Source organism: Vulcanisaeta souniana JCM 11219 (assembly GCF_026000775.1).
Lineage (GTDB): Archaea > Thermoproteota > Thermoprotei > Thermoproteales > Thermocladiaceae > Vulcanisaeta > Vulcanisaeta souniana.
Genome location: NZ_AP026830.1, coordinates 1,314,002 through 1,337,254 on the forward strand (window position 1 = coordinate 1,314,002; position 23,253 = coordinate 1,337,254).

Consider the following 23,253-nt stretch of genomic DNA (forward strand, 5'->3'; position numbering starts at 1 on the left):
GTGCCTTTAAGGCTTTCGATGAGCGAGAAGGACCTGCGAGTTGGGGAAGCAAGCCCCGTGGGTCCTGGGCAATTGAAAGTCTGCTGGGGCGTCAAGATTGCGGGCAGTAAGCGATTAGGGTGTGGTGAGGAGGTCAGCGACGTGAGAGTAATCGAGGAGGTCAATAGGTTAATCAACGAGTTCATGAGGAGGGTCGAGAGGCACAAGGATGTACTGTTGAGTGAGTCGAACACACCATTCGACCAAGTAATCAACAAACTGAATAGCTGGTTGACGCTGATGGAAACAAAGATTAAGGAAACCAGCGATGAAGGCATCATAAGGATGAGGAGGGCAATGATAAACATTGGCGAGAAAATGCTCACGTTAGCAAAACAAGCTCGCGAGAAATGGCTGAAAACATACCGAAGAGAACTCGAGAAATTAATCGAGGGGCTAAGGAAGGGAAAAGTTAAGGTAATAATAACGGGAGAACCTTCCAATAAAAACAAGAGCTTTGGCATTTACTTTTACGCTAGAAACATAACAATTATAATAATCAGGGTTGCCAACTCAAATAGTGTAATAATACACACAGTACTGGTAGGCCTTAGGGGTACTGACATCGTAATTCCCAGGTTGTTTGGTGATGATGTGCTCAAGCCCATGCGTTATGGTTTGATCATGACCGATGGATCGATTGATAAAAGGGGCTACTTAGTGATGAACACCAACCAGCTTTGGCAGTCTGTGATGTGGATACTGACGTGGCCTGGGAGAAATGCTATGTGCATAGCCAGTATGAACCTCAATGAGACCAACGTCAACATCAAGTGGCGTTTAACGGCCGTTGATCATAGAAATGAAGTCGAGAGCAAAACCAAGGTTGCCGAGGAGGTTTCTAAGCTTAGTGATGAGGAGTTTCTAACGTTCCTATTGTTTACTATTTTTGGAGATGGTGATATCAATGTTGGGGTGAAGAGGATTGGGCTCACGATTGGTGATTTGAAGCACGAGTTGTGGAGGGGCATCATCGAGAGGATAAAGAACCTCGGCTTTAAAGATCACAATAATAGGAATACTAAGGAGTATATGATTCACAGCTCAAAGGCTGTCGAGCTCGCCAGGAAGTGGCTCAGTAATGCGTTAATTAGGGCAATGATTGAGGACTTGAGCTCATTGCCCGACGCCGAAAAACTCAGGCGTTTAGTGGCGTTGGCTAGTGCGAAGGTTAAGCCGAGGGGTAGGTCGTCAGTTGAGGTCGCCGGCGTTAGGATGAATGTGCGCGTAGGAAATAATCGTGTAGAGCTTGTCATTATGCGTAGTAGGCTTGAGGACGCAGAGACAATCCTAAAGAAACTCAAAAACGCAGGCTATAACGCCAAGCTATCCAAACGAAACAAGAATTTCGCGGTCTACATAAACAACGATGAAATCAAGAAGTACCCAGAGCTTGTTGCCAAGGTCTGTGAGGTGCTTAGGAGGATGCATGATGAGGCAGTGAACGAAGGCAAGACCGAGAGGGCTTGGAGGGTAGCTAAGGCGATGGCAAACCTAAACTGCCCCGCCCAGGGCCCACGGGCTCAATAGAGATAAACCCTAATTCCGTAGATACTCAAATAACGATTTTCCTCAGCATTAACGAGGTAATAAAACCTAGTAATAGAGAGATAGGACATGATGCTCACAGTCTTCAGCCGAGGATTTGCTAAGCGTCACCCTGAATTACTTACTATATTCGGTGCCATTTATTGTCCATGCCCTTTACATGCTTGTATTGTTCAAGGGCAATCCGTATTAGGAGTGTTCATGCTGTTTTTAGGTGGCGTTTGCTAGTTTTTGTCTTTTCACACAGCATGTGCCTATATACGGTGTATGACATAGCGTCGCTATGGGCGACGCTGACGGCCCTTGGCATGGGCGAGAGACCCAGTGGGCGCGGTATCGTTGGTGTTTCACTGGTGATAACTACAATTACATTTACATTATTGGTGTATGGATGCCGCAAGGCCCAGGGAGCTCATTGATAAGTACCGACAACAGGTTAGGCAGTATTACCCAACAATTGATGATTACCTGGATGCGCTTAAAGTGCTCGGTGGGTAGCTTCGAGAGTACTTCATTATTTAATTCCACGGCCCTCCTAACCCTCTCCTTAGCCCTGCCCTTATCTGGGTTGTACTCGCCGTAAACATCGAATTGAAGAATATCCGGTGCATCGAATTGAACAACGTCAGCACCTGCATCAAGCGCTGCCCTCACCTCATTAATTATTATCTTCAATTATTATCTTCTTAAGTGCTCTAACAGCCATGTCTAGGTCTTCATCGGTTATGCAGTAAGGTTGTCTCATTATTAAGCTTTTATTGAACGCACTAAACAAACCCTTATTAGGGATTCAATAATTGATAACCCATGTGGAGGAATTGCTCAGGCTGATCAATGAGGAGAGCAGGAAGAGGGCGTCACGACGGAATTAATCCTGGCCGATTTACTGGCTCAGAGGCTTGACCCTAAGGATAGGGTTGACATATACCTGAAGATCCACGAGGAATTACTTAGGCGTAGTAATGAGGAGTACGCTAAGGAGGACCTGGTCCAAGCAAGTGAAAAGCTTTGGGGCGCGGTGGCTGCTTTATGGAATGCGATCGCCGAGTTAAGGGGTTGGGAGCACTACAGCCATAGGGATTACGATGTGATAATCAATAGATTGTTTAGGGAGACGAATGACAAAGACTTACCGCTCTATTTTAGAGCTGCCGAGCGCTTACATGCCAACTTTTACCATAACTTCATGACGAAAGATGAGTATGAGTTGCATAGGGAGTACGTCCTTAAGTTAATAAATAAGTTGAGGGATTTATTAAAACGTTGATTGTGATTGCTGCTTGCCGGTTATTAAACGTTTAACAAGTTATAATAATTCCCAGGCGAGCCTAAGTTGATGTCCGTAGCGCCCTCCTTTGAATACCTGGAGAAACTAAGGGACTTCTTCTACGGAATGCTGGAGCTCAGGGATAGGCTTAGGGAGAGGGGCTTTAGTTGGCCCAGGCCTTACGAACTAGACGGAATAATCACCGGCACGGTGAAGGTTAAGGTTGGCTTCCCATCAATGCTTAGAAACGGTGTCATAATGGACGTGACGAATGTGGAGCAGGCGCAAATAGCCGAGGAGGCGGGCGCCGTGGGGGTCATGGTCCTGGATAAGTTGCCCTACGATGTGCGTAAGGCCGGTGGTGTGGCTAGGATGGCGGATGTCAAGGTCATTGAGGACGTAATGAGGCACACAACAATACCCGTCTCTGCGAAGGTTAGGATTGGTCATTACTACGAGGCCTTCATACTCGAGCAGATAGGCGTTGATTTGATAGATGAGTCCGAGGTATTGACGCCGGTTGATGAGCAGCACCACATAAATAAGTGGTTGTTCTCAGTACCCTTCGTTAATGGATGCCGAGAGTTATGTGAGGCGCTTAGGAGGATTGGTGAGGGTGCGTCAATGATAAGGTCTAAGGGTGAGGCGGGCACGGGCAACGTCAGTGAGGCTGTCAAGCACTTCAAGGTTCTTTATAAGGCGATTAATGAGTTGCACGCGGCCTATGGGGATGGCGACGAGGAGAAATTGAGGGACTTCGCCAGGCAGTGCCAGGTGCCAATCGAGTTGGTGACCTTGACGGCTAGGCTGGGCAGGTTGCCGGTGATAACTTTCGCGGCTGGCGGTATAGCCACGCCGGCCGACGCGGCCTTAATGATGTGGCTCGGGGCTGATGGGGTCTTCGTTGGCTCCGGGATCTTCAAGAGCCAGGACCCGAGGGAGAGGGCTGAGGCTATTGTGATCGCCACAGCCCATTGGGACGACCCAGAGACCGTTGTTGAGGCCCAGAGGATGGTTAGCGAGGGAGCATCAATGATGGGCATAGACATTAGGTCGTTGAGGTCGGAGGAGTTACTTCAGGTCAGGGGTGTTTAGTATGAGGGTTGGCGTACTTGCGCTTCAGGGTGATGCTGAGGAGCATGAATACGCCATTAAGAGGGCATCTGAGGAGTTGGGGATTAACGTGGATGTCATCAGGGTTAAGAATACCGAGCAATTAAGTGACTTAAATGCCTTAGTGATACCAGGCGGTGAGTCGACTACTATAGGCTCGTTGGCCAGGCGCACCGGCCTCCTCGATAGGCTCAGGGGCTCAATAATCAATGGGTTACCGACGCTGGGTACATGCGCCGGTGCAATATTCATGGCCAGGGAGGTCAGGGATTCCGTGGTTGGCGAGACTGGGCAACCAATATTAGGCGTCATGGATATAGCCGTGGTTAGAAACGCCTTCGGTAGGCAAAGGGACTCCTTCGAGACGGACCTAAGCATTGACGGTATTGGCACGGTTAGGGCCGTCTTCATTAGGGCTCCAGCCATAATCAAGGCCTGGGGTAATGCAAGACCGCTGGCTTACGTAAAGCACCCTAAGTTGGGTAATGTTATTGCTGCAGCCCAGGAAAACAGTATGATAGCCACGGTATTTCACCCAGAACTAACAACAATGAAGATACACAAATACCTGCTTGAAGTGGCGATGGATAAACAACGGTAGTCAATATTCAATTCTTAGGAGAATTAAAATAAACCGTCACTATGGAGTCCATTAATATCCATATTTCTCGCTTTAAATTTCACTTAATCATGCCTTTTAGGTATTTCGTATGGCTTTGTACCTTTCTAGAACTCTTCCTCGGTCTCGCTTGGTAGGTCATACTCCACGGGATCTCTAACGCCATTAATCTTAAACGCCCACCGTGTCATAGGCCTTAACGGCAATTAAAGTATACTTAACACCACTGGGTAATTTATCAACGAGCTTCACCCTAACCTCATGCTCTTCACCAAATCTGATAATGTAACGACCATAGTGAGTCCTCGTCACGACATACGGCACGTAACCAGCATTATTGAGGAAGTGGGCGAGGAGAATACCCACACCGCCAAGTCCAATTATCCCAAACATCATTAATCCCTGATTAATCCTTAAAATAAGCATTATACGCATGAAATCCGTGAGGGTTATTGAGATATTCAAGTCTTGGCAGGGTGAGGGACCCAACGCGGGTAGGGAGGCCGTCTTTCTAAGGCTGGCCCTTTGCAACCTAAGGTGTTCGTGGTGTGACACTAAGTATTCATGGTTTGGCGGAACTGAAATGAGCGTTCATGACGTGTATGAAGCCCTAATGAAGACCGCCGGCGGCGTAAGGCACTTGGTTAAGCACGAAATCGTTAGGCTGGGTCTCGAAACTGGTGCACCACTGCACCTGACCTGGAGTTGCTATGACAATGGCGAGAAACACTGCGGCAGATGCGGACCGTGCTACATGAGAAGCGCTGTCATTACGTACGGCATTACGAGGAGTGATGGGGTAGCTGAGGTTAGGGGCGTTGGTGAGGTGATACTGCCGAGCTCCGTGGGTGAGGTTGCCGATGCCCTAAAGGCCGGGGGTGCCAATGTTAGGGTGGTTGATGATATTGAGCCCTACAGGTGGTTAAAGGTTATTATTAACGCGGCCATAAACCCAATAACCGCGATACTGAGGGCTAGGAATGGTGCGATTATCAAGGATCCCAATGCCTGGAGCGCCAACCCTTAGCCTAAGTTCAATACCGCCTCCGTAATACTCAGCAATTACGTCACCAAGCCCAGTGCCAAGACTCACCACAACCAAGTGAGCTGGTATCAATGGGTCATCGCCATAAATAGGTAACTAAATACTCGTTATATGTAATGGTACATTTACTATGATCATAAATTGATTAAATTTAATATTAATTTTAAGGATTAATTATTAAAGGTTACGTTGCGTCACGTCATTTAAATGCCGTACGAGAAACAGGGCAATTATGGAACTTATCACTATTAGTACACTGCTCCATACAGTATTTATTGTTATTGACATTAACCATGGCCCCGGTTTTGCGGAGGCCCCTGCCATTAGCGTCGTTATTATTGCAGCCCAGGCGGCTAACCAAGTGCCCCCATTATAACCCAAACCAGCACCGGTTGCCCTAACGCTTGGCGGTAACAAGTCCCTTATGTATACCTGTAGTACTCCTACGGGTAGTACAGCAATGAAATCCCACAGAAGCACCAACCAACCATTACCTACCATGAGAACCGCGTACATTGTTGGGTATATCAGGACTATGATTATTAATGCCGTAGTGAGTAAGGCCCTCGCTGAACTCCTTAACCAATCAACGAGGACACCGCCAAAGATGCTGCCAATTGCATCGCTTGCAGAGAGCACCGTGAGTATTAGGCCTGCCAGGGCTGGCGTGTAATTAAGCACGTTTTGTAGCACAAATGGTGAGAGTTCAAGCATTACGTAGTACTCGTAGAGGAATCCCATTGTGGCCAGTAGTATTGTTATTACGGGTAGCCAATACCTAGTAAACAAGGTCCTGTACGGGCTCTTTACCTTCCCTGCCTTCTCCCACTCAAACGCCTCAGTTAGTAGACTTCTCCTGAATAACCAACCGATCACCGTAGTGACTATGCCGCTCCAAAACACGATCCTCCACCCAATTGCGTACATGGCTTTCTCTGGCAGATAAGTGGCGACCAGTGTGTATGTGAAGGTCACGCCGAATATACCGACATCAAAACCAGCCTGCATAATACCACTGGCCAACCCCCTCCACTTAGTCACGCTCTCGACGGCCATTACACCGCTAGATGAGTATTCACCACCCATGAAAAAGCCAACGGCAAACCTTAGGATTATGAGGAGTACAATGGCAATTAAACCTGCCTGGGCGTATGTAGGTAGGAAGCCCATTAGGAAGCTTGATAATCCAGCGCCAAGCATTGTTACGTACAATACATGCCTCCTACCAACCTTGTCTGCCAGGTTGCCAAAGAAGACGCCGCCAAGCGGCCTAACCGCAAGCGACACACTGAAGGCAGCCAGTGTGGCGAGCATTGAGCCTAAGTGACCGAGTTGACTGAAGAAGACCTGGGCAATTATTGGCGCTACAAAGGAATATGCAACAAAGTCATAGGCGTCCAATCCCCAACCTAGCATTGAACCAACGACATTACGCCATCTACTTACCTGGGTCTCTATAGTGCAGTCACCAATCTCACAATATCTATATTATATTTAAATTTTATTAATTATATTTAATCTATGGCTTAATTACAACCAGTTAGAGAAGACAGGAATTCAAGCGATTGCATTACCCATGACTAAATTCCTCAATTCATTTATTGATGAGATACTAATCATATTTGCATTACCCATGAGCAATGCATCTGGATCCTTGAGTGCATGTCCCGTGGCTATTAATACGGCTTTATCGCTGGGACCAATTAATCCCTCACCTAGAGCCTTCAGGTAACCTGCCAATGATGCTGCACTGGCCGGTTCAACCCCAATTCCCTCTTTACCAAGCATTGCCTGGGCCCTTATTATCTCATCATCACTAACCTCAATGAATGCACCGCCACTATACTTAACAGCCCTGTAGGCCCTGAACCAATTAACCGGCTTACCGATCCTAATTGCCGAGGCAATTGTTCTTGGGTTCTCGATCTTAGCTTCGCCTGCGCCGTTCCAATACCTTACCATGGGTGCTGCGCCAGATGCCTGTACGCCGATCATTTTCGGCACGTGATCGATCATGCCATGCTCCATTAGCTCCCTAAAACCCTTCCAAATGGCGTATATGTTTCCTCCATTACCCACAGGTACAAAGACGTAATCTGGCACACCAACCTCCTCAAAGACTTCATATGCAATGGTCTTCTGGCCTTCGAGTCTCCATGGATTTATTGAATTAAGTGGGTAGTAATTAATGTGGTCTGCGCTGCCATTAATAAGGACAGTGTCTAGGACATACTCAAGTGCGTTGTCAAAGGTTCCCGGGATATCAACAATGCTTGCCCCATGTAGTATTGCCTGGCCGAGTTTACCCTTGGCCACGCCACCCTTAGGTAGGACAACAATGCAGTTGAGTCCAGCCCTGGCTGAGTATGCTGCCGCCGAGGCAGCGGTATTACCAGTCGATGCAACGATTACCCCCTTAACACCTATTGAGGAGGCTAGCGATACACCGATGGTCATACCCCTATCCTTGAATGAACCGGTTGGATTAGTGCCTTCAAACTTTATGTAGGCATTACCGTGGCTCCTCAACCTAATTAATGGTGTTGCCCCCTCACCAATGCTCACTATACTATTGGGCTCAGGAAGTAAATCCCTGTATCTCCATACACCCCTGCCCCTGAGTTCGTTCCACCTCAGCTTAACCTTATCAGCAATTAATAATGCATCTAGTAATTCCCCGCACTTAGGGCACCTCATTATGTATGGGCTAGCCTCAGTCTCGAAGCCACACCTTGGACACTTTAAGACATACTTATTAAGAGTCTCGAACCTCATGACTGGGTTTCCATGTAATCCCCAGGTATGACTATTATTTAGGTTATTTAAGCATTACCATTAAATTAATAGGGCATTGACCATGGTAATTTTCTTAAATAATTTCTATAAGAGTGATTGCTAGGTATGAGGGAGTACAGAGTATTAATAATTGGTTTCGGGAACGTTGGACAAGCATTCTTTGAGTTATTAAATTTAAAGAAACACCTACTGGGCATCAACTTTATAGTTACTGGGATAATTGATAGAAGTCGCGGGCTCATTAGTAACCCAAGCCCAGGGGTGATTAGTGAGGCCCATACAGGTAAATTGCTTGGTAAAAAGGTGGTTCTTGACCAAATACCTGGGTTCATTGAGGAGAGCAATGCGGATATTGTCTGTGAGTTCACGGATCTAAACATTAAGGATAAGGGTGAACCTGCATTTACGTACTTAAGCACTGCTTTGAGGAGTGGTAAGCACGTAATTACCACTAATAAGGGACCCGTGGCCTTTCACTATGATGAACTCATGGAACTCAGCAGGAAATACAATAGGTTGATTAGGTTTAAGGGTACCGTCATGGCGGGAACACCGTCCTTCAACATACTCGACCTACTACCAGGGACCCGCGTGGAGTACTTTATGGGCATCCTAAATGGAACCACCAATTACATCCTGACCAGGATGTATGAGGGTTTAACATTTGATGAGGCCCTTAGGGAAGCCCAGGAACTTGGATATGCGGAGGCAGATCCATCGCTTGATATCGATGGTGTGGACCCAGCCTTAAAGGCTGTTATATTATCAAGGGTGATCGGTTGGAGGCACAGGTTTGAGGATGTGGAGGTTCAGGGAATTAGAGACGTTGATGTAAAGAGACATGGAGATAGGGTGATTAAGTTAATTGCGCATGCTAATGCAGATAGGGTTTACGTGAAGCCCATACCGCTGGAGCGGGGTAACATACTTGCTAATGTTTCGAGGAACTTGAACGCATTAACGCTGAAGCTCGATACCTTGGGTGAAATAACCGTGGTAGGTCCAGGGGCTGGAAGGATGGAGACGGCACAAGCTGCCCTCACGGACTTGATGTACATAGTAAATCACGTGAATTACTTAGGTAGGTAATTTTCAAGCCTTGAATACCCTACCCAGTATTTCCCTGAATTCCACATCAGGATCCATGGGAATTAACTTACTCCTTAACTCACGTAATTCCTCAAGGATTATCTTTCTCTCTATTGAGTCGATGAGTAATCTCGTTGTTATCACACTGTCTGGGTTTACGCTTACGTAGTCCACGCCTGCCCTCACTAGAAACTCCGTTATCTCTGGGTAAACAGATGGTGCCTGGCCGCATATGCCCACACTTTTCCTCATTAAATGCGCCCTCCTGATTATCTCATACATTGCCTTGAGGACGGTGGGTTCACGTTCGTCGAAGTACCTAGGGTTCTGCCTAACCAGTATGTCGTTATCCCTGTCCACGCCCATCACCAACTGCGTCAGGTCATTGCTTCCTATTGAGAATCCATCAACGTACTTAGCGAAGTCCTCAACAAGGAGGGCTATGCTTGGTATCTCGGCCATCGCGTAGACCCTGAAATCCCTGCTCCTCTCTAGTCCCTCGTCGGTGAGTATTTCTACGAATTTTTCAAGTTCCCAAGGTGTTCTGACGAAGGGCGCCATCACGTGGACATTGCTGAGTTTCATTTCCTCCCTAACCATCCTGATAGCCCTAACCTCAAGTCTAAAGGCCTTCTCATACTCCCTACTTATGTACCTAGAGACACCTCTCCATCCAAGCATTGGGTTCCTCTCCTCTGGTTCAAACTTCTCGCCACCGGTTAATTGCCTATACTCATTGCTCTTGAAGTCGCTGAATCTAACGATGACGGGCCTTGGGTATATGGACCTGGCCACATGGGCCACGCCCTCGGCTAGTTTACTTACGAATTTTTCCTCGTTACCAATATTCAGTAGGTAAAGTGGGTGGTCGCCAATGTAACTGGATAATACGAACTCAATCCTCATAAGCCCAATCCCATCAAAGGGCAGTTCCCTGTACTCATCAATCTTCTCCGGTATCCCTAGGTTCATGTAAACCCCAGTCGCGGTCCTTATGGACCTGTATATGTGTAATATTATTTCGTTTGTTGTTGACGCGGTTACTGCCTGGGCCTTCTCCGCATTCTTTATGTCATTAATTAACTCCCTGACCTCACCCTCATATACAATACCATGATTTGCATCCACAGTGTACACCTCACCGTCCCTAAGCACGGCAGTGGCATTGCCGGTGCCCACTATGGCCGGTATACCGAGTTCCCTGGACACGATGGCTGCGTGGCTCGTCATGCCGCCCTCATCGGTTATTATTGCCGAGGCAATCTTCATGTAAGGTACCCAATCCGGGTTCGTCATCTTCGTGACCAATATATCGCCCTTACTGATCTTCCTTCTCGCATCATCAGTGGATAGGCATACCTTAACCCTTCCAATGGCGACCCCAGGGCTAGCTGCCACTCCCTTAATCACTGCCTCCCTGGCCGATAAATCAGTGTTAGCCTCAACAGCCTTAGTCCCACCACTGCTATGAACTGTTTCCGGCCTCATTTGTAATATATAGATATTACTTGGCGATCTTGAGTCGGAGTCCACGGCCCACTCAATGTCAAGTGAATAACCTAGGTTTTTCTCTAGTTCAACGCCGATCTTTGCCAGTGCGATAACCTCTTCATCATTAAGTGACGGCTTATCAATAAGTTCCCGTGGTGCATCAACTACCTTGGTAAGTCCATTCTCGTCCCTAATAACCATATAGTTCTTCCTGGAGATCACCCTATCTTTAATGGTCAAGTTGTTCTTGCTTACGACCCACCTATCCGGCGTGACGATGCCGCCGACTATTGCTTCTCCAAGGCCCCAGGAGGCCTCAATAACCACATCATCCCCGTCGCCAGTTACTGGATTTATTGTAAACATTACACCAGCGGTCCTACTATTAACCAGTTTTTGGATTACAACAGCCATACGGGCAGTATCATGGGGAATCCCCTTCTCATCCCTGTATGCTAGTGCCCTGGCATTATACGTGCTCGCCCACACATGCTTTACATACTTAATAACATTCTCAATCCCCCTAACATTTAGATAGGTGTCCTGTTGACCTGCGAAACTGGCGTTCTTTAGATCCTCTGCAGTGGCGCTGGATCTAATGGCAACCGCAATGGCATTAACACCGAAGTACTTACTCAATTCCTCATATGCCCTTGCGATTTCCTCATGAAGTTCCCTTGGTATCTCGGTATTGATTAATAATTCCTTGATCTTCTGTTCAGCTATTTCGTATTCCTCGGGCTTGCCTTCGTTAATTATATCATTGATAATTCCAAGGATCCTATTCCTAAGTCCGTTTACGTTCATGAAGTGGTCAAAGGCCTCTGTGGTTATCACGAAACCTGGGGGTACAGGGACACCCATGGTCATTAATTTATTGAGGTTTGCGCCCTTGCCGCCGAGTATTGACGGGTCCCTGGTTTCTTCGTTAAGCCAGGATATGAATTTATACTTACCCACGTCGGGCACGTTAACGCCGCGGCTTAAGTAGTTTAGTCAAAATAGATAATCTATTATAATTTAGAATTTAGTTGATTGTTAATAGGTCAATTTATAATCAACGATCTAGCTCGGCTGGTTCATCATAGGTTCAGGAAATTCCTCAGTATTCTCTTTCCAGTTGGTGTACCGATGCTTTCTGGGTGGAATTGAACACCAAATATTGGGTACTCCCTATGCTGTATTGCCATTACCTCATTGTCATCCTCTGAAATGGCGGTTACGATTAATTCGCTCGGTAAATCATCAATGACGAGACTATGGTATCTCATGCCCTCAAGCACCTCGGGTAATCCCTGAAATATTGGTGATGGCTTAACGGTCCTAATAATGCTGGTCTTTCCATGCTTTATCGTCCTAGCCCTCCTGACCCTTGCGCCAAAGTATGCGCCAATTACCTGGTGACCAAGGCACACACCCAGTATTGGTACTTTCCCTCCAAAGTGCTTAATCACGTCCCTGGAGACACCCACGTCCCTGGGATTAAGCGGGTTGCCAGGGCCTGGAGATATTATAATGCCGTCAGGCCTGAGTCTCTCGATTACCCTAACTGTAACCTCATCATTCCTAAAAACCAACGGCTTAGCACCAAGTTCACCGGTATACTGGGCTATGTTGTATGTGAAGGAGTCATAATTATCTATGATAACCACTAGCTCCACCTAGATCACCCCCCATGGCTGACTTCAAACTACCCAGTTTATGCTCGGTTTCCTGGAACTCCAGCTCAGGGATTGAGTCATAAACGATGCCAGCCCCAGCCTGTATACGGGCTATGCTGCCCCTGAGGAACAATGTCCTTATCATTATTGCGAATTCACCGCCTCCACCATGCAAAAGCCCTATAACACCCGCGTAGGGCCCTCTTGCAGTATCCTCATACTTAGCTATTAACTCCATAGCCCTTGGTTTTGGTGCACCACTAACAGTACCTGCAGGGAATGTGGCGAATAATGCATCGACGGCATCATTCCCACGCTCAAGAATACCCTCAACCCTGGAAACCAGGTGTTGAACGCTTTGGTACTTCTCAATGGCGTAGAGTTCCTTAACCCTAACCGTGCCAAACCTACACACCCTGCCTATGTCGTTCCTAGCCAAGTCAACGAGCATCACGTGTTCCGCCCTATCCTTAATGCTACTGATTAACTCCTCCTCAAGTCTCAAGTCCTCAAGTGGGTCCTTACCCCTTGGCCTGGTCCCCGCTATTGGGTGGGTCTCGACCCTATCACCATCTATCTTAACCAGTAGTTCAGGGCTGGTGCCCACGATGTACTTATCGCTGAACTTGGCAATGTACATGTATGGTGATGGGTTTAGATCCGCGAGCCTTGTGTATAGGTTCATCACGTCACCCCTCACGGAGTAGTCCTCATACCTAGAGAGCACTATTTGGAACACCTCACCGTTCCTTATATCCTCGAGTGAATTCTCAACCCACCTAACGAAGTCCTCCCTCCTAGTGCCCTCAATTTTGTCAATGACTTCGAAATTACCCACATCCACAGCATCCTTATTCGGTAACTCGCCCTTAACGTAGCCCCTGCCTAGGAGATTGTCATAGATAACCACGTTACTTGGTATAAAGAATTCGGCAATGGGCCATTGAGGTCTCTTGACGTAATTCCTTAGGTATGGCTCTATGTGAATTACTGCCTCGTATGAGAGATAACCGAGGGCAATGTCGCCGTTCTCGAACTTACCAAGGCCCCCAGTTAATTCCTTCAATTCACCGTATAGGTCATCATCCCAATCAACCACTAAATGCCTTGACACGCCCCAGGCAACTATTGTATACCTGGACCTCTCGGGAAAGCCTGGTCCGCTCTCGAGGAGTATTGCAAAGTCCTCACCGGACTTAAGTAATTGATTAACCAATTCCCTGGGTCTCGGTAGGTATTGAATCGGCACCTTCTTAATACTGGACACCCTTAACCACCTCTGCGATCTTCCTCACCAACTCCTCATCCTTAAGTCCAGGGCCCCTTTCAACGCCAGAACTCACATCCACCAGGTAGGGCCTAAACCTAGCCACAATGGATATGTTGCCCGTATTTATACCACCGGCAACGCCAACCCTGGGTATACCACCAACCTTCATAACCACGCTAAGCGGTATCTTGAGCCCATGTTCATACGTCCTAAACCCAACCTTGGGCGCATCTATGAGTACGTACTCAATGTAACTCCTAGAGGTCATCTCAAGGGCCCTATCGATGATGGAGTCATCACCAACATAGGCCACCGCCGGAGCCAGCCTAGCCCCGAATTGATTGAGTAGGTCAATAATCTCTTTCGTTATGGTGGCATTACCGTGGTACTGAACAACATCAAAACCAAGTTCACCAACCAACTTAATGGCGCTAGCCATGTCTAGTCCCTCAACAACACCCACTGTCCTAACACCCCTAACGGCATTAATTATCTCCTTAGCCTTACTGCGATCAACCAGCCTAGGCGTTGGCACGGTTGAGTGCACGATCATACCAATGTAATCAGCATACTTACTGGCCATCACGGCATCCCTCTGGTTTGTAACTCCGCAAATCTTTAGTAACGTCATGATCTGCTCACCCTAGCTAACTCATTAACGTAGTCCCAGAACCCATCATTTAGGTTGGCTTCCACGTACTCAATGCCATCCCTAACATCCTTAACAATACCTGCAATGTAAAGCGTGAATGCGGTGTTTGCGTTTATGAAGTCCCTAGCAGCCCTGTCCTTGCCTGAAATGGCTCGTCTCGTCTTCTCAACGCTCTCCAGCGGGCTTGAGACCCTTACGTCCCCTATATCATGCGTCCTCAACCCAAGGTCCCTAGGTTCGATGAAGTACTTATCGATCCTTCCTCCCTTGATCTCCACCACCGTTGTTTTCCCGAAAACAGATACCTCATCAATGCCGGGCTCTCCGTGTATTAACACGGCATGTTCATAACCAAGCATTGTTGCCGCCTCAGCCATCCTATCCATCAGCGTGGTCTCAGCAACGCCAATTAACTGCCTGGTTAGTAATGCGGGGTTTGCCAGCGGACCGACTAAGTTAAATATGGTCCTTATGCCCAACTTCTTCCTAACCGACATGATGTTCCTCATGGCTGGATGGTAGGCTGGTGCAAAGGCGAAGGTAAAACGGTGTCTATTAACCATCTCAGCCGCCTTATCAGGCGGCAGGTTTATGTTGAAACCCAGTGTTTCCAGGAAATCGGCGCTGCCTGAGGTTGAGGACACACTCCTGTTGCCATGCTTGATCACGTGGGCGCCCAGGTAAGCCGCAATTAATGCCGCCGCTGTCGATGCATTGAGTGTGCCGAAGCCATCGCCACCAGTACCGGCAGTATCCACATACCTATTCCTCTCACTTACCGGTATCTTTACGCAGTAATCCCTCAACGCCCTCGCAAAGCCCGCAATCTCGCTAGACGCTTCACCCCTTACCCTAAGCCCCATGAGTATTGCGGCAGACAGCGCCTCATCGGTGTTTGTCAGCATGTTCTTGGCGGCATCGTAAGCCTCATCGATACTTAGGGCTAATCCCCTCGCTATCTTCTCGAGTGCATCCCTCACGTCGCCTCACCTCGTATTGCCATAGGCGTCAACGTCCAGTAAGCCATGGCCTGACAGATTGAAGAATATAACGGAGCCCTTGGGCATCCTCCTTGCCTCATCAATTGCGGCCTTTATTGCATGCGCAGATTCCGGTGCAGGTATTATACCCTCTGTCCTTGCAAATAACCTGGCTGCCTCCATAACCTCTTCCTGGCCATAAGCCCTGGCTTCCACAACACCCTCCTTAACAAGCATTGAGAGACTTGGCGCGGCGCCGTGGTATCTAAGTCCAGCTGCGTGGGTTGGTGGTGGTACATAGTCATGGCCCAGGGTGAGCATCTTGACCATTGGCAGTAATCCGCCTGTGTCAGGGAAGTCATACGTGTACCTGCCGCTGGTTAGTTTTGGCGCAGCCTTGGACTCAACGGCGAGGAATCTCGTTTTCTCAAAACCCTCATTCCTTAGTCTAGCGCCTATCATTGGGAATGAGAAGCCGCTGAAGTTGCTACCACCGCCGACACAACCAATCACTAGGTCGGGTTCCTCAGGCATTTGCTGCAGCACCTCCTGTCCAATGACTGTTTGGTGAAGGACCACGAAACCCAGGACGCTACCTGGTATGTACTTCCTGCCCTCACCCATTAGTGTGAAATCAATGGCCTCGGTGATTGCAAGTCCCAAACTACCTGGATGGTCAGGCCTGGCCTTAATGGCCTCTCTGCCGTACTTCGTTAATTCGCTTGGGCTTGGATAAACATCTGCACCGTAGGTTCTCATGAAGAGCACCCTCTGTGTCTTGTTTAGGTATGAGTTCCTCGTCATGAATACCGTAGCCTTAACACCCAGCAGCGCCGCAGCTAATGACACAGCGAGACCCCACTGGCCAGCACCGGTCTCAGTAACAACCTCCTTAGCGTTATCCTTTATTGCATAGTAAACCTGGGGTATTGCCGTGTTTAACTTATGAGAGCCCGCCGGCAATGCACCCTCAAATTTATAGTAAATCCTAACACCATTACCCAACACCCTCTCTAACCCATAAGCCCTCTTGAATGGTGTTGGCCTACCCATCCTCTCATAGAGTTCCCTAATCTCCTCGGGTATTGGCACATACCTAAGTGGCGTGAATTCCTGATCAAGTAATTCACTGGGCAGTATCCTCATTAGTAGTGCTATCCTGGAGTCGGCTTCGTAGGGATCAATGGGCGGCGGCAATGGCCTTAGTAGGTCCACATTTATGTTATACCAATAATGGGGTACATTCATGGCAAACCACCCCTGAGACTCAGCATGAATTCTGCACATGCCATTGGATTGGCTAGTTTATCCACAAGTGCGGTACCCACAACCACAGCGTCAGCACCGGCGCCTATTACCAGCTTAACCATTTCCGGCGTGTTTATGGCGAAGCCGGCGATCAACGTGATATTATCAACTAACTTCCTAACCTCCTTGATATTCCTCTCTATGTAGAGTGGTAGTTTTATGCCCGTGGCGGCATAGAGACCCAGGTATATGAACAACGGCTCGTACCTAACTAGGACGTTCACCAACCTATGCGGTGTATTGCTTGATATGAAGAATGTTGGTCTTAGTGAGTGGTTCCTCATGGCCATCACGTACTCCTCAAGCTTATCCAAGTGCTCGAATAGCAGGTCCGGGAATAATACTGATGATGCGCCAGCTTCACTGGCTACCTTGGCAACTAATTCCAGGTTATTCACGTAATCCTCGACATAACCCATGAGGATGGTTGGCACCTTACCATACTTAGCCACGTTCACGGCATCCAAGCCCTTGAGTTCAGAGGCAAAGTGAGTCTTCCTTATTACCGGCCCGTCGTATTTAGGGTTATTTGTTGGTATACCAACCTCGAGGAAGTCTGAGACCTCCGAGAGGCACCTTATGGCGTTCAAAAAGTCATTTTTGTTGGGGTACGTTGCTGTTACATATGCGCCAATGCCCGGTTTCCTTATTTCCATTGGGGCACGATATCCACCAAGGCAACAGCCATTCCTGGATTTAAAAGTTTTATGTATACTTTGTTCGTTGGTAATTATTGCCTTGAGGACCAATAAATATTAATAAATATAATATCTATGCAGGAAACACTTTTATATAATTCATGGCAAGTAAAGCCGTGGACTTCCTTGATGTCATTAACGGGTTAACGAGAAAGCGCGTGGAGGCCATGAGGGCCAGCGCGAGGGCACCAGGTATGATAAAGGCCATCGAGCAGAGAAACTCAGAGGGTTACCTGGCACTAATAGCCGAGTACAAGAGGGCAAGTCCCAGCGGTGTTATTAGGCTTGACATTGACCCCTGGACCTACTTCAACGCGGTCGGTCAATACGCCACTGGGTTCAGCATACTCACCGAGCCCATCTACTTCCTCGGGTCACCTATATTCATAAAGATAGCGCTTAGTTACGGTAAGCCAATACTGTATAAGGACTTCGTGATAAGTAGGGAACAGGTAATGGATGCCAGGGAACTGGGCGCAAGCTCGGTGCTCCTCATTAAGAGACTGCTCGGTGACTCATTGTGGGAGCTCGCGGATTACGCAATTAAACAAGGCCTGGAGCCCTTAATTGAAGTTGATAATGAGAAGGATGCGCTGGATGTCATTAATACAAACCCAAACGTTATGCTCGGCATTAATTCAAGGGACCTGAACGATCTATCTATATCGCTGGGAAGGGCATTATCAATAATTAGGGTAGTTAGGGGAAGGGCCAACATCATCATTGCTGAAAGTGGCATTAAGGGCGTTGAGGACGCACTAAAGCTGGCTAATGAAGGTGCCAATGCTGTATTGGTGGGCACGGCCCTAATGAGGAACATGAACTTATCAAGGGAGCTTTCGGAAGTTAGGGTTCACTGAATAATGCCTTAAGTACGGAATCAACTACGTATTGCGGATAGTTACTTCCAGCCCTTCTTAATCCATGAATGTCTATACTTATGACGTGGGCATCGGTGTTACCAAGGTATTTACTAACGAGTTCCTTGCTTGGCGCATTTACTATAAGCTTCCCGACGCCAATTGTCTCCCGGTTGTTCTGTAGCAACCTTACATCAAAGAACACGGCGATTTCGGGTTTGGACACGGGTTCCCGGGCATTTATTGGTTCCTTGGACACCCTTATGTGGACCTTGGCCAGGGTTTCCCTGCGTTCTGGGTCGTACTCTGGGTAGGAAATTACGTAGAAACCTCGTTTTATGAGCGTCTGAACTAATTGATCAGCTATCATGTGAATTCCGTCACCGCTCCTACCGTAGAATATTATTTCGTGAACTTCGGGCATGCGTTTCTTCAATATGCAGGTTTTAATAAAAAGATTTGTTTGAATTCTTAAGGAATTATAATTAAGAATTTCGTCAATAATAAGAATACTCTTGGGCAGCGGCATGCTGGCTCGGGGGAACCTAAGACAAATACCTAGGTCTGATCATGAGTGACCGGCCTAATTAAGGCATCATTAATCAAGGGCTTACTAGGGAAGTTAGACATACATATTGAGCCAGAGGCATCATCAATTATGTAAGATCATTATAAGGTAAGCAATTCACTACGGTGATCAACACACAGGGAGAATATGACTCACTGTATTATTTGGATCTTGGCACCGAGCTTTTCCAATTCCCAGATGAAGGTTGGCCAGGACTTGCTAATCCCCTCCCAATTAACCACTGTGACTGGCTCCTCAGCCAGTAGGCCACCTATTATGCTCATCATGACGATTCTATGATCATTCACAGCATCAATCACACAACCACCCCTTACCCTATTCACCCCATTCACCTCAATAACACCATTTCCCTCATCAATCTTAACATCAGCACCTAGGCACTTAAGGATGCCGGCTATTCCCCTAAGCCTATTACTCTCCTTATACACCAGGTGGCTAACCCCAGTAATCCTTGACCTGCCACTGGACCTGGCCATTAACAGGGCCAGCGGCATAACAATATCCGGTGAATCGCCCAAGTCAGCATCGATGGGCTTTAATTCCCTGGTTAGGGAACCCCTAACCAATACTGAGTCCTTGTTTTCCTCAATCTCGACGCCCATGGACACCGCGTACTTAATAAATGAATACTCGCTCTCAATTGCCTTATCCCTGTATAGATTAATTATTTTCAAGTCGAAGCCGCCCAGTGCGGAAAGGACTATGTAATACGCGGCTAGGGAGTAATCGCCCGGGATCATGAATTCATCAATCGTGGCCTTAAACTCCTGTGATCCGCCTACGTAGATGGTATCGCCATTTCTCTCTACGTTAATATTGAAATCCCTTAGCACGTTTATTGTGGCATCTATGTACGGTCGTGACTTCACGGGAGGCCTAATACTGATTTCAATGCCGCCCTCAGTAAATGGTGCAAGGTATAGAAGCGATGATATGTATTGCGAACTAACTGAGCCATTTATCATAATATAGCCGCCAACAACCCTATTGCCAACAACTCTAATAATACTACCAATCCTATCAATTTTCACGTTAAGGCTCCTTAACGCACCTATTAATTCATCCATGGGCCTATCAATTAATGAGCCCCTGGGCATTAACAGCGTTACTCCCTCTATACCCGAGTAAGCCCCGGTCAGGGTTCTAAGGGTGAAACCGCTCTCACCGACATCAACGACCCTAAGTCTCTCAAGGGAAACACCGCGCCTGATCCTCACGCGGTCCCCCCTGATTTCGATTTCGGAAATTGGCTTGACCCCCCTAATCATGGACCAAGCATCGTCACCCCAATTCAATTTACTAAGTGAGACCCAGGTCCTAGATAACGCCGAGGCAAGTAAATACCTGAGTGTTAACGCCTTAGATGGTGGGGCTTCGATGACTGTCTCACGGGCCTCAAAACCATTAATAAGCAACCTGCTCATTAATTAATTGTTTACCAATATAATAAAAGTTTTATGGAATAAATTATGGTTCAACTTGAAACAAGTTATTCGGGTAATTATTTAATCGTTAGGGATGGCAGGACTTCCTCACTGGGAATTGACTAATTTAAGTGCGACATCTGTTATTGACTCCTCATCAAGCCCATAAAACCTCAGTAATTCCTCCTCAGACCTACCCCAATGGCCATAACCATCAACGCCAAGCATCTTCACCCTGGCAATACCACTAACCAACTCTGCAATGGCGGAACCAAGGCCACCCCTTGGTGAGTGCTCCTCAACAACGATTATATTACCAACCCTATGGGCAATCCTCTTAACGGTATATTCATTGAGCGGCTTTATTGTGGGCACATTATAAACACCGACTTTAATACCCATTTTCCTAAGCTCCATGGCTGCCTTAACAGCACCGTACAGTGGAGGTCCATAACCCATTATTGCCGCATCATCTCCATCCACCAACTCATAGACATCACCAAGCCTAAACTCGTAATCCAAGTCCATTGTTATTGGCGGTGAGTAATCACGGCCAATCCTAACATAGACAGGGCCCCTGTGCTCTATTATCCTTGGTATTATCCTCTCCACATCCCAGGCATCCGCCGGCGCAACAACGATCATGTTACTAAGGGTCCTCATTAGAGCCACATCCTCAATTGCCTGATGGCTCGGTCCGTCCGCGAAGTCACTGAGACCTGCGTGTGTTGCTATTAACTTGACATTGAGGTTCATCCTACCCAGGGAATTCCTTATTTGTTCCCAGCCCCTCATCATGAACATTGCGTATGCCATAGCAATAGGCACATACCCACCCAGCGCAAAGCCCACGGCGACGCCAATGAGGTCCTGCTCAGAAATTCCAATATTGAAGTACCTACCTGGGAATCTCTCGCCGAAGTACCTGGCCCTGGTTGATTCACCGACATCCGTGGTAATAACCACTAACTTATCATTATCCTCACCAAGCCTTGCCAAGGTAACACCCAGGGCTTCCCTCATTGAGAATTGTGGTCTTTGTGGTGGGTTAAGGGTTTGCTTACCACTATTCTCAAGGTTTTTAATTCCTCTACCCCTAATGGTGCTTAGGAAAATCACTGACGGTTTTCCCCTGTTTTCACGGGCCTTAATAATGAGATTAATGATTTCCTCATAATCATGACCATTACCATAAAGCACATTCCAACCGAGGGCCTCGAAGATCCTCACGTAATTAATGGGCTTTATGGTGCTCGTCGGTCCATCAAGTTGATAACCATTTAGGCTAACTATTGCTATTAGGTTGTCGAGACCATACTTAGTGGCTGTCATTGCTGCCTCCCAGGGCTGGCCCTCATTCAACTCACCATCACCCATTAATACATACACAACCCCATCGCTGCAACCCCTGGATCTACTTGTCAATGCCAATCCAACACCCATACTGAGTCCCTGGCCCAATGAGCCCGTTGTGGCGTCTATGTAGGGTAGGTCCATGTTATCGGCATGTGTGGACACGCTGGAGGTTAATTGATTAATTTCCATGAGTTTCTCGGCAGGTATTGCGCCCTCCACGGTTAGTATTGCATATAGTGCTGGCGCGACATGCCCGATACTGAGTATGAACCAATCCCTACAATCATTATTGCCCTTCCTCATTATTCTAGTAAGTACGTTTATTACATCTAAAGCAGCCAGCGAAGAACCCAAGTGAATGTAGGGAAACTCCCTATCCAACTTGATCAATAGGTCCCTTGCCCTATCCCTAACCTCAACAAGCCTATTGAGGTCCAGCGAAATCCCCAACTTCTCAATTACCATTGGAATTCCCGATATTCCATACGCGCCATTCAACACCCAGCAAATATTTAAGGATTATCCTAACCTATATTATCTATATTTATTAGGAAGTCTGCGGTATAGGGATCACACGATATAGCGTGCGCCTACGGGATTAGTAAGCAAGTAATAACCCCAGTTCCTCTCTACATAATCTATAAACGGTCCCTCCTCCCCAGGTTTAAACATGGCAAATATGGCCGGTCCATTACCACTAACACCGGCGGTTACGGCACCAAGACCTAGCGCGGCGCCTATGGTATCCAATGCCCTGTGGTACCTCAGGGACTCCGCGACTAGGATACCGTTTATCGTGGTTGCCCTCCATAGGTCACCATTTAAGGCAATATTGAATAATTCCCTGTATATTCCGGACAGTGATTTCAGCCTATCTATGTTGCTCAATTTCTTTTTCTCCTTATATCCAGTGATCAATACCTTGAGTTCACTGATGGGTAGTTGCTTAATGATCTTCATTGATTTATTGTCAGTCAAGACAGCACCGCCGAGTATTGCGGCAGATGCATCATCAAAGGCTCCCGTTATTGATGATCCGTGCGCCCTGGTTATAATGGCAGTTAACCTAGCAGCCTCCACTGGGTTTATGTCCCTATCCATGAACCTCATCATGGCGTAAATAACACCTGCCGCAACGGCACTATTACTCTTTAAACCACTGGCACTGGGGACCTCACTGTTAACATTAATGCATACGTTGATTTTAGAATTGAATTCTCGCTCCAGGTAGTTAAGGATGAATAGCAGAAAATCATTCATATTACAGGATCCCTCATTAACAGTTACCTTGACCTTTAGGTCTATGGCAATGGCGCCGCCCAGCCATGCAGGTATTGCGTTTACTATCGATACTCCTCCATAGGTTATGTATTCCACGATCTTTGGACTCATGATCTATTTAATATTAGTATTTAGTACCAATATTTTTAAATTTCTAATTATTAGTA

At 47.3% G+C, this 23,253-nt stretch carries 23 protein-coding genes and 2 pseudogenes; 9 read left to right on the forward strand and 16 right to left on the reverse strand.

Translation table 11 applies throughout. The annotated features are described in order from the left end of the window. The first annotated feature begins 18 nt into the window (after positions 1-18). Both Vsou_RS07140 and Vsou_RS07145 read left to right on the forward strand, forming a co-directional pair. On the forward strand, positions 19-1,569 hold the full coding sequence (locus tag Vsou_RS07140; protein ID WP_188602914.1) for a hypothetical protein: 1,551 nt from the start codon (positions 19-21) through the stop codon (positions 1,567-1,569). Between the two features lie 161 nt (positions 1,570-1,730). Next, a complete protein-coding gene (locus Vsou_RS07145) occupies positions 1,731-2,006 on the forward strand; it encodes a hypothetical protein (protein ID WP_188602915.1) in 276 nt (91 codons plus the stop codon). Here Vsou_RS07145 and Vsou_RS07150 read toward each other — a convergent pair. Continuing rightward, a complete protein-coding gene (locus Vsou_RS07150; RefSeq protein WP_052885748.1) occupies positions 1,960-2,262 on the reverse strand; it encodes a hypothetical protein in 303 nt (100 codons plus the stop codon). The genes Vsou_RS07145 and Vsou_RS07150 overlap by 47 nt on opposite strands. A 310-nt stretch (positions 2,263-2,572) precedes the next feature. Between Vsou_RS07150 and Vsou_RS07155 the strand changes: the two genes are divergently transcribed. The 3 genes from Vsou_RS07155 to pdxT all read left to right on the forward strand — a co-directional run bounded on the left by Vsou_RS07155 (position 2,573) and on the right by pdxT (position 4,568). Next, positions 2,573-2,854, forward strand: coding sequence for a PaREP1 family protein (locus Vsou_RS07155; RefSeq protein WP_308419816.1), 282 nt, complete (start codon positions 2,573-2,575; stop codon positions 2,852-2,854). A gap of 69 nt (positions 2,855-2,923) precedes the next feature. Continuing rightward, on the forward strand, positions 2,924-3,949 hold the full coding sequence (pdxS, locus tag Vsou_RS07160) for a pyridoxal 5'-phosphate synthase lyase subunit PdxS (RefSeq protein ID WP_188602916.1): 1,026 nt from the start codon (positions 2,924-2,926) through the stop codon (positions 3,947-3,949). A 1-nt stretch (position 3,950) separates the two neighbouring features. Next, a complete protein-coding gene (gene pdxT / locus Vsou_RS07165; RefSeq protein WP_188602917.1) occupies positions 3,951-4,568 on the forward strand; it encodes a pyridoxal 5'-phosphate synthase glutaminase subunit PdxT in 618 nt (205 codons plus the stop codon). Positions 4,569-4,757: 189 nt separating this feature from the next. Here the strand turns inward: pdxT and Vsou_RS07170 are convergent, their stop codons facing one another. Then, complete coding sequence (locus Vsou_RS07170) at positions 4,758-5,012, reverse strand: 2-dehydropantoate 2-reductase N-terminal domain-containing protein (RefSeq protein WP_264890687.1); 255 nt, start codon at positions 5,010-5,012, stop codon at positions 4,758-4,760. A gap of 205 nt (positions 5,013-5,217) precedes the next feature. Here Vsou_RS07170 and Vsou_RS13360 point away from each other — a divergent pair. Together Vsou_RS13360 and Vsou_RS13365 are read left to right on the forward strand one after the other, a co-directional pair. Further along, a pseudogene (locus tag Vsou_RS13360) lies at positions 5,218-5,346 on the forward strand (7-cyano-7-deazaguanine synthase); the annotation flags it as partial. Then, positions 5,341-5,613 (forward strand): ketopantoate reductase C-terminal domain-containing protein, encoded by a 273-nt coding sequence (locus Vsou_RS13365; protein ID WP_373286822.1) that lies wholly within the window; start codon positions 5,341-5,343, stop codon positions 5,611-5,613. The pseudogene Vsou_RS13360 and the gene Vsou_RS13365, both read left to right, overlap by 6 nt. Positions 5,614-5,808: 195 nt before the next feature. On the opposite strand, the gene Vsou_RS07180 is transcribed toward Vsou_RS13365, so the two are convergent. Both Vsou_RS07180 and thrC read right to left on the reverse strand, forming a co-directional pair. Next, a complete protein-coding gene (locus Vsou_RS07180) occupies positions 5,809-7,047 on the reverse strand; it encodes an MFS transporter (RefSeq protein ID WP_188602919.1) in 1,239 nt (412 codons plus the stop codon). Positions 7,048-7,188: 141 nt separating this feature from the next. Next, positions 7,189-8,406 (reverse strand): threonine synthase, encoded by a 1,218-nt coding sequence (thrC, locus tag Vsou_RS07185; RefSeq protein WP_188602920.1) that lies wholly within the window; start codon positions 8,404-8,406, stop codon positions 7,189-7,191. Between the two features lie 126 nt (positions 8,407-8,532). Between thrC and Vsou_RS07190 the strand changes: the two genes are divergently transcribed. Next, complete coding sequence (locus Vsou_RS07190; RefSeq protein ID WP_188602921.1) at positions 8,533-9,516, forward strand: homoserine dehydrogenase; 984 nt, start codon at positions 8,533-8,535, stop codon at positions 9,514-9,516. Positions 9,517-9,519: 3 nt separating this feature from the next. Here Vsou_RS07190 and ppsA read toward each other — a convergent pair whose 3' ends face one another. The 7 genes from ppsA to trpA form a co-directional block, all read right to left on the reverse strand. Beyond that, the gene (gene ppsA / locus Vsou_RS07195; RefSeq protein ID WP_188602922.1) at positions 9,520-11,967 is read right to left on the reverse strand and encodes a phosphoenolpyruvate synthase; all 2,448 of its coding nucleotides are present in this window, start codon (positions 11,965-11,967) and stop codon (positions 9,520-9,522) included. Positions 11,968-12,089: 122 nt separating this feature from the next. Further along, a complete protein-coding gene (locus tag Vsou_RS07200; RefSeq protein WP_188602923.1) occupies positions 12,090-12,668 on the reverse strand; it encodes an anthranilate synthase component II in 579 nt (192 codons plus the stop codon). Next, positions 12,643-13,935: an anthranilate synthase component I family protein gene (locus tag Vsou_RS07205; RefSeq protein ID WP_229709761.1), complete on the reverse strand. Its 1,293-nt coding sequence runs from the start codon at positions 13,933-13,935 to the stop codon at positions 12,643-12,645. Before Vsou_RS07205 ends, Vsou_RS07200 begins: the two co-directional genes overlap by 26 nt. Next, the gene (locus Vsou_RS07210) at positions 13,922-14,569 is read right to left on the reverse strand and encodes a phosphoribosylanthranilate isomerase (RefSeq protein WP_188602924.1); all 648 of its coding nucleotides are present in this window, start codon (positions 14,567-14,569) and stop codon (positions 13,922-13,924) included. Before Vsou_RS07210 ends, Vsou_RS07205 begins: the two co-directional genes overlap by 14 nt. Then, positions 14,566-15,570, reverse strand: coding sequence for an anthranilate phosphoribosyltransferase (gene trpD, locus Vsou_RS07215; protein ID WP_188602925.1), 1,005 nt, complete (start codon positions 15,568-15,570; stop codon positions 14,566-14,568). The genes Vsou_RS07210 and trpD overlap by 4 nt, the downstream gene beginning before the upstream one ends. A 6-nt stretch (positions 15,571-15,576) precedes the next feature. Further along, a complete protein-coding gene (locus Vsou_RS07220) occupies positions 15,577-16,818 on the reverse strand; it encodes a TrpB-like pyridoxal phosphate-dependent enzyme (protein WP_188602926.1) in 1,242 nt (413 codons plus the stop codon). Continuing rightward, positions 16,815-17,534, reverse strand: a complete 720-nt coding sequence (trpA, locus tag Vsou_RS07225; RefSeq protein WP_188602927.1) for a tryptophan synthase subunit alpha — start codon at positions 17,532-17,534, stop codon at positions 16,815-16,817. Before trpA ends, Vsou_RS07220 begins: the two co-directional genes overlap by 4 nt. A gap of 143 nt (positions 17,535-17,677) precedes the next feature. Here trpA and Vsou_RS07230 point away from each other — a divergent pair, with 143 nt between their 5' ends. Further along, on the forward strand, positions 17,678-18,436 hold the full coding sequence (locus Vsou_RS07230) for an indole-3-glycerol-phosphate synthase (RefSeq protein ID WP_229709762.1): 759 nt from the start codon (positions 17,678-17,680) through the stop codon (positions 18,434-18,436). Here the strand turns inward: Vsou_RS07230 and Vsou_RS07235 are convergent. The 5 genes and pseudogenes from Vsou_RS07235 to Vsou_RS07250 form a co-directional block, all read right to left on the reverse strand. Continuing rightward, positions 18,423-18,860: a 2-oxoacid:ferredoxin oxidoreductase subunit gamma family protein gene (locus Vsou_RS07235; protein WP_054844218.1), complete on the reverse strand. Its 438-nt coding sequence runs from the start codon at positions 18,858-18,860 to the stop codon at positions 18,423-18,425. The two genes, Vsou_RS07230 and Vsou_RS07235, sit on opposite strands and share 14 nt — an antisense overlap. Positions 18,861-19,156: 296 nt before the next feature. Continuing rightward, positions 19,157-20,449, reverse strand: a complete 1,293-nt coding sequence (locus tag Vsou_RS07240) for a 3-phosphoshikimate 1-carboxyvinyltransferase (protein WP_188602928.1) — start codon at positions 20,447-20,449, stop codon at positions 19,157-19,159. A gap of 108 nt (positions 20,450-20,557) precedes the next feature. Continuing rightward, on the reverse strand, positions 20,558-21,472 hold the full coding sequence (locus Vsou_RS13285; RefSeq protein WP_349293698.1) for a transketolase family protein: 915 nt from the start codon (positions 21,470-21,472) through the stop codon (positions 20,558-20,560). 48 nt (positions 21,473-21,520) lie between these two features. After that, a pseudogene (locus Vsou_RS13290) lies at positions 21,521-22,270 on the reverse strand (1-deoxy-D-xylulose-5-phosphate synthase N-terminal domain-containing protein); the annotation flags it as partial. Positions 22,271-22,375: 105 nt separating this feature from the next. Beyond that, positions 22,376-23,197, reverse strand: a complete 822-nt coding sequence (locus Vsou_RS07250; protein WP_188602929.1) for a shikimate kinase — start codon at positions 23,195-23,197, stop codon at positions 22,376-22,378. Between the last annotated feature and the right edge of the window lie 56 nt (positions 23,198-23,253).

Bases quoted from the DNA above. Each gene is read 5' to 3' on its own strand.
- Vsou_RS07140 (WP_188602914.1), top strand. From the start codon at position 19: ATGAGCGAGAAGGACCTGCGAGTTGGGGAAGCAAGCCCCGTGGGTCCT.
- pdxS (WP_188602916.1), top strand. From the start codon at position 2,924: ATGTCCGTAGCGCCCTCCTTTGAATACCTGGAGAAACTAAGGGACTTC.
- pdxT (WP_188602917.1), top strand. From the start codon at position 3,951: ATGAGGGTTGGCGTACTTGCGCTTCAGGGTGATGCTGAGGAGCATGAA.
- Vsou_RS07170 (WP_264890687.1), bottom strand. From the start codon at position 5,012: ATGCTTATTTTAAGGATTAATCAGGGATTAATGATGTTTGGGATAATT.
- Vsou_RS13365 (WP_373286822.1), top strand. From the start codon at position 5,341: ATGAGAAGCGCTGTCATTACGTACGGCATTACGAGGAGTGATGGGGTA.
- Vsou_RS07180 (WP_188602919.1), bottom strand. From the start codon at position 7,047: ATGCTAGGTTGGGGATTGGACGCCTATGACTTTGTTGCATATTCCTTT.
- thrC (WP_188602920.1), bottom strand. From the start codon at position 8,406: ATGAGGTTCGAGACTCTTAATAAGTATGTCTTAAAGTGTCCAAGGTGT.
- Vsou_RS07190 (WP_188602921.1), top strand. From the start codon at position 8,533: ATGAGGGAGTACAGAGTATTAATAATTGGTTTCGGGAACGTTGGACAA.
- Vsou_RS07210 (WP_188602924.1), bottom strand. From the start codon at position 14,569: ATGACGTTACTAAAGATTTGCGGAGTTACAAACCAGAGGGATGCCGTG.
- Vsou_RS07220 (WP_188602926.1), bottom strand. From the start codon at position 16,818: ATGAATGTACCCCATTATTGGTATAACATAAATGTGGACCTACTAAGG.
- trpA (WP_188602927.1), bottom strand. From the start codon at position 17,534: ATGGAAATAAGGAAACCGGGCATTGGCGCATATGTAACAGCAACGTAC.
- Vsou_RS07230 (WP_229709762.1), top strand. From the start codon at position 17,678: ATGGCAAGTAAAGCCGTGGACTTCCTTGATGTCATTAACGGGTTAACG.
- Vsou_RS07235 (WP_054844218.1), bottom strand. From the start codon at position 18,860: ATGCCCGAAGTTCACGAAATAATATTCTACGGTAGGAGCGGTGACGGA.
- Vsou_RS07240 (WP_188602928.1), bottom strand. From the start codon at position 20,449: ATGAGCAGGTTGCTTATTAATGGTTTTGAGGCCCGTGAGACAGTCATC.
- Vsou_RS13285 (WP_349293698.1), bottom strand. From the start codon at position 21,472: ATGAGGGAAGCCCTGGGTGTTACCTTGGCAAGGCTTGGTGAGGATAAT.
- Vsou_RS07250 (WP_188602929.1), bottom strand. From the start codon at position 23,197: ATGAGTCCAAAGATCGTGGAATACATAACCTATGGAGGAGTATCGATA.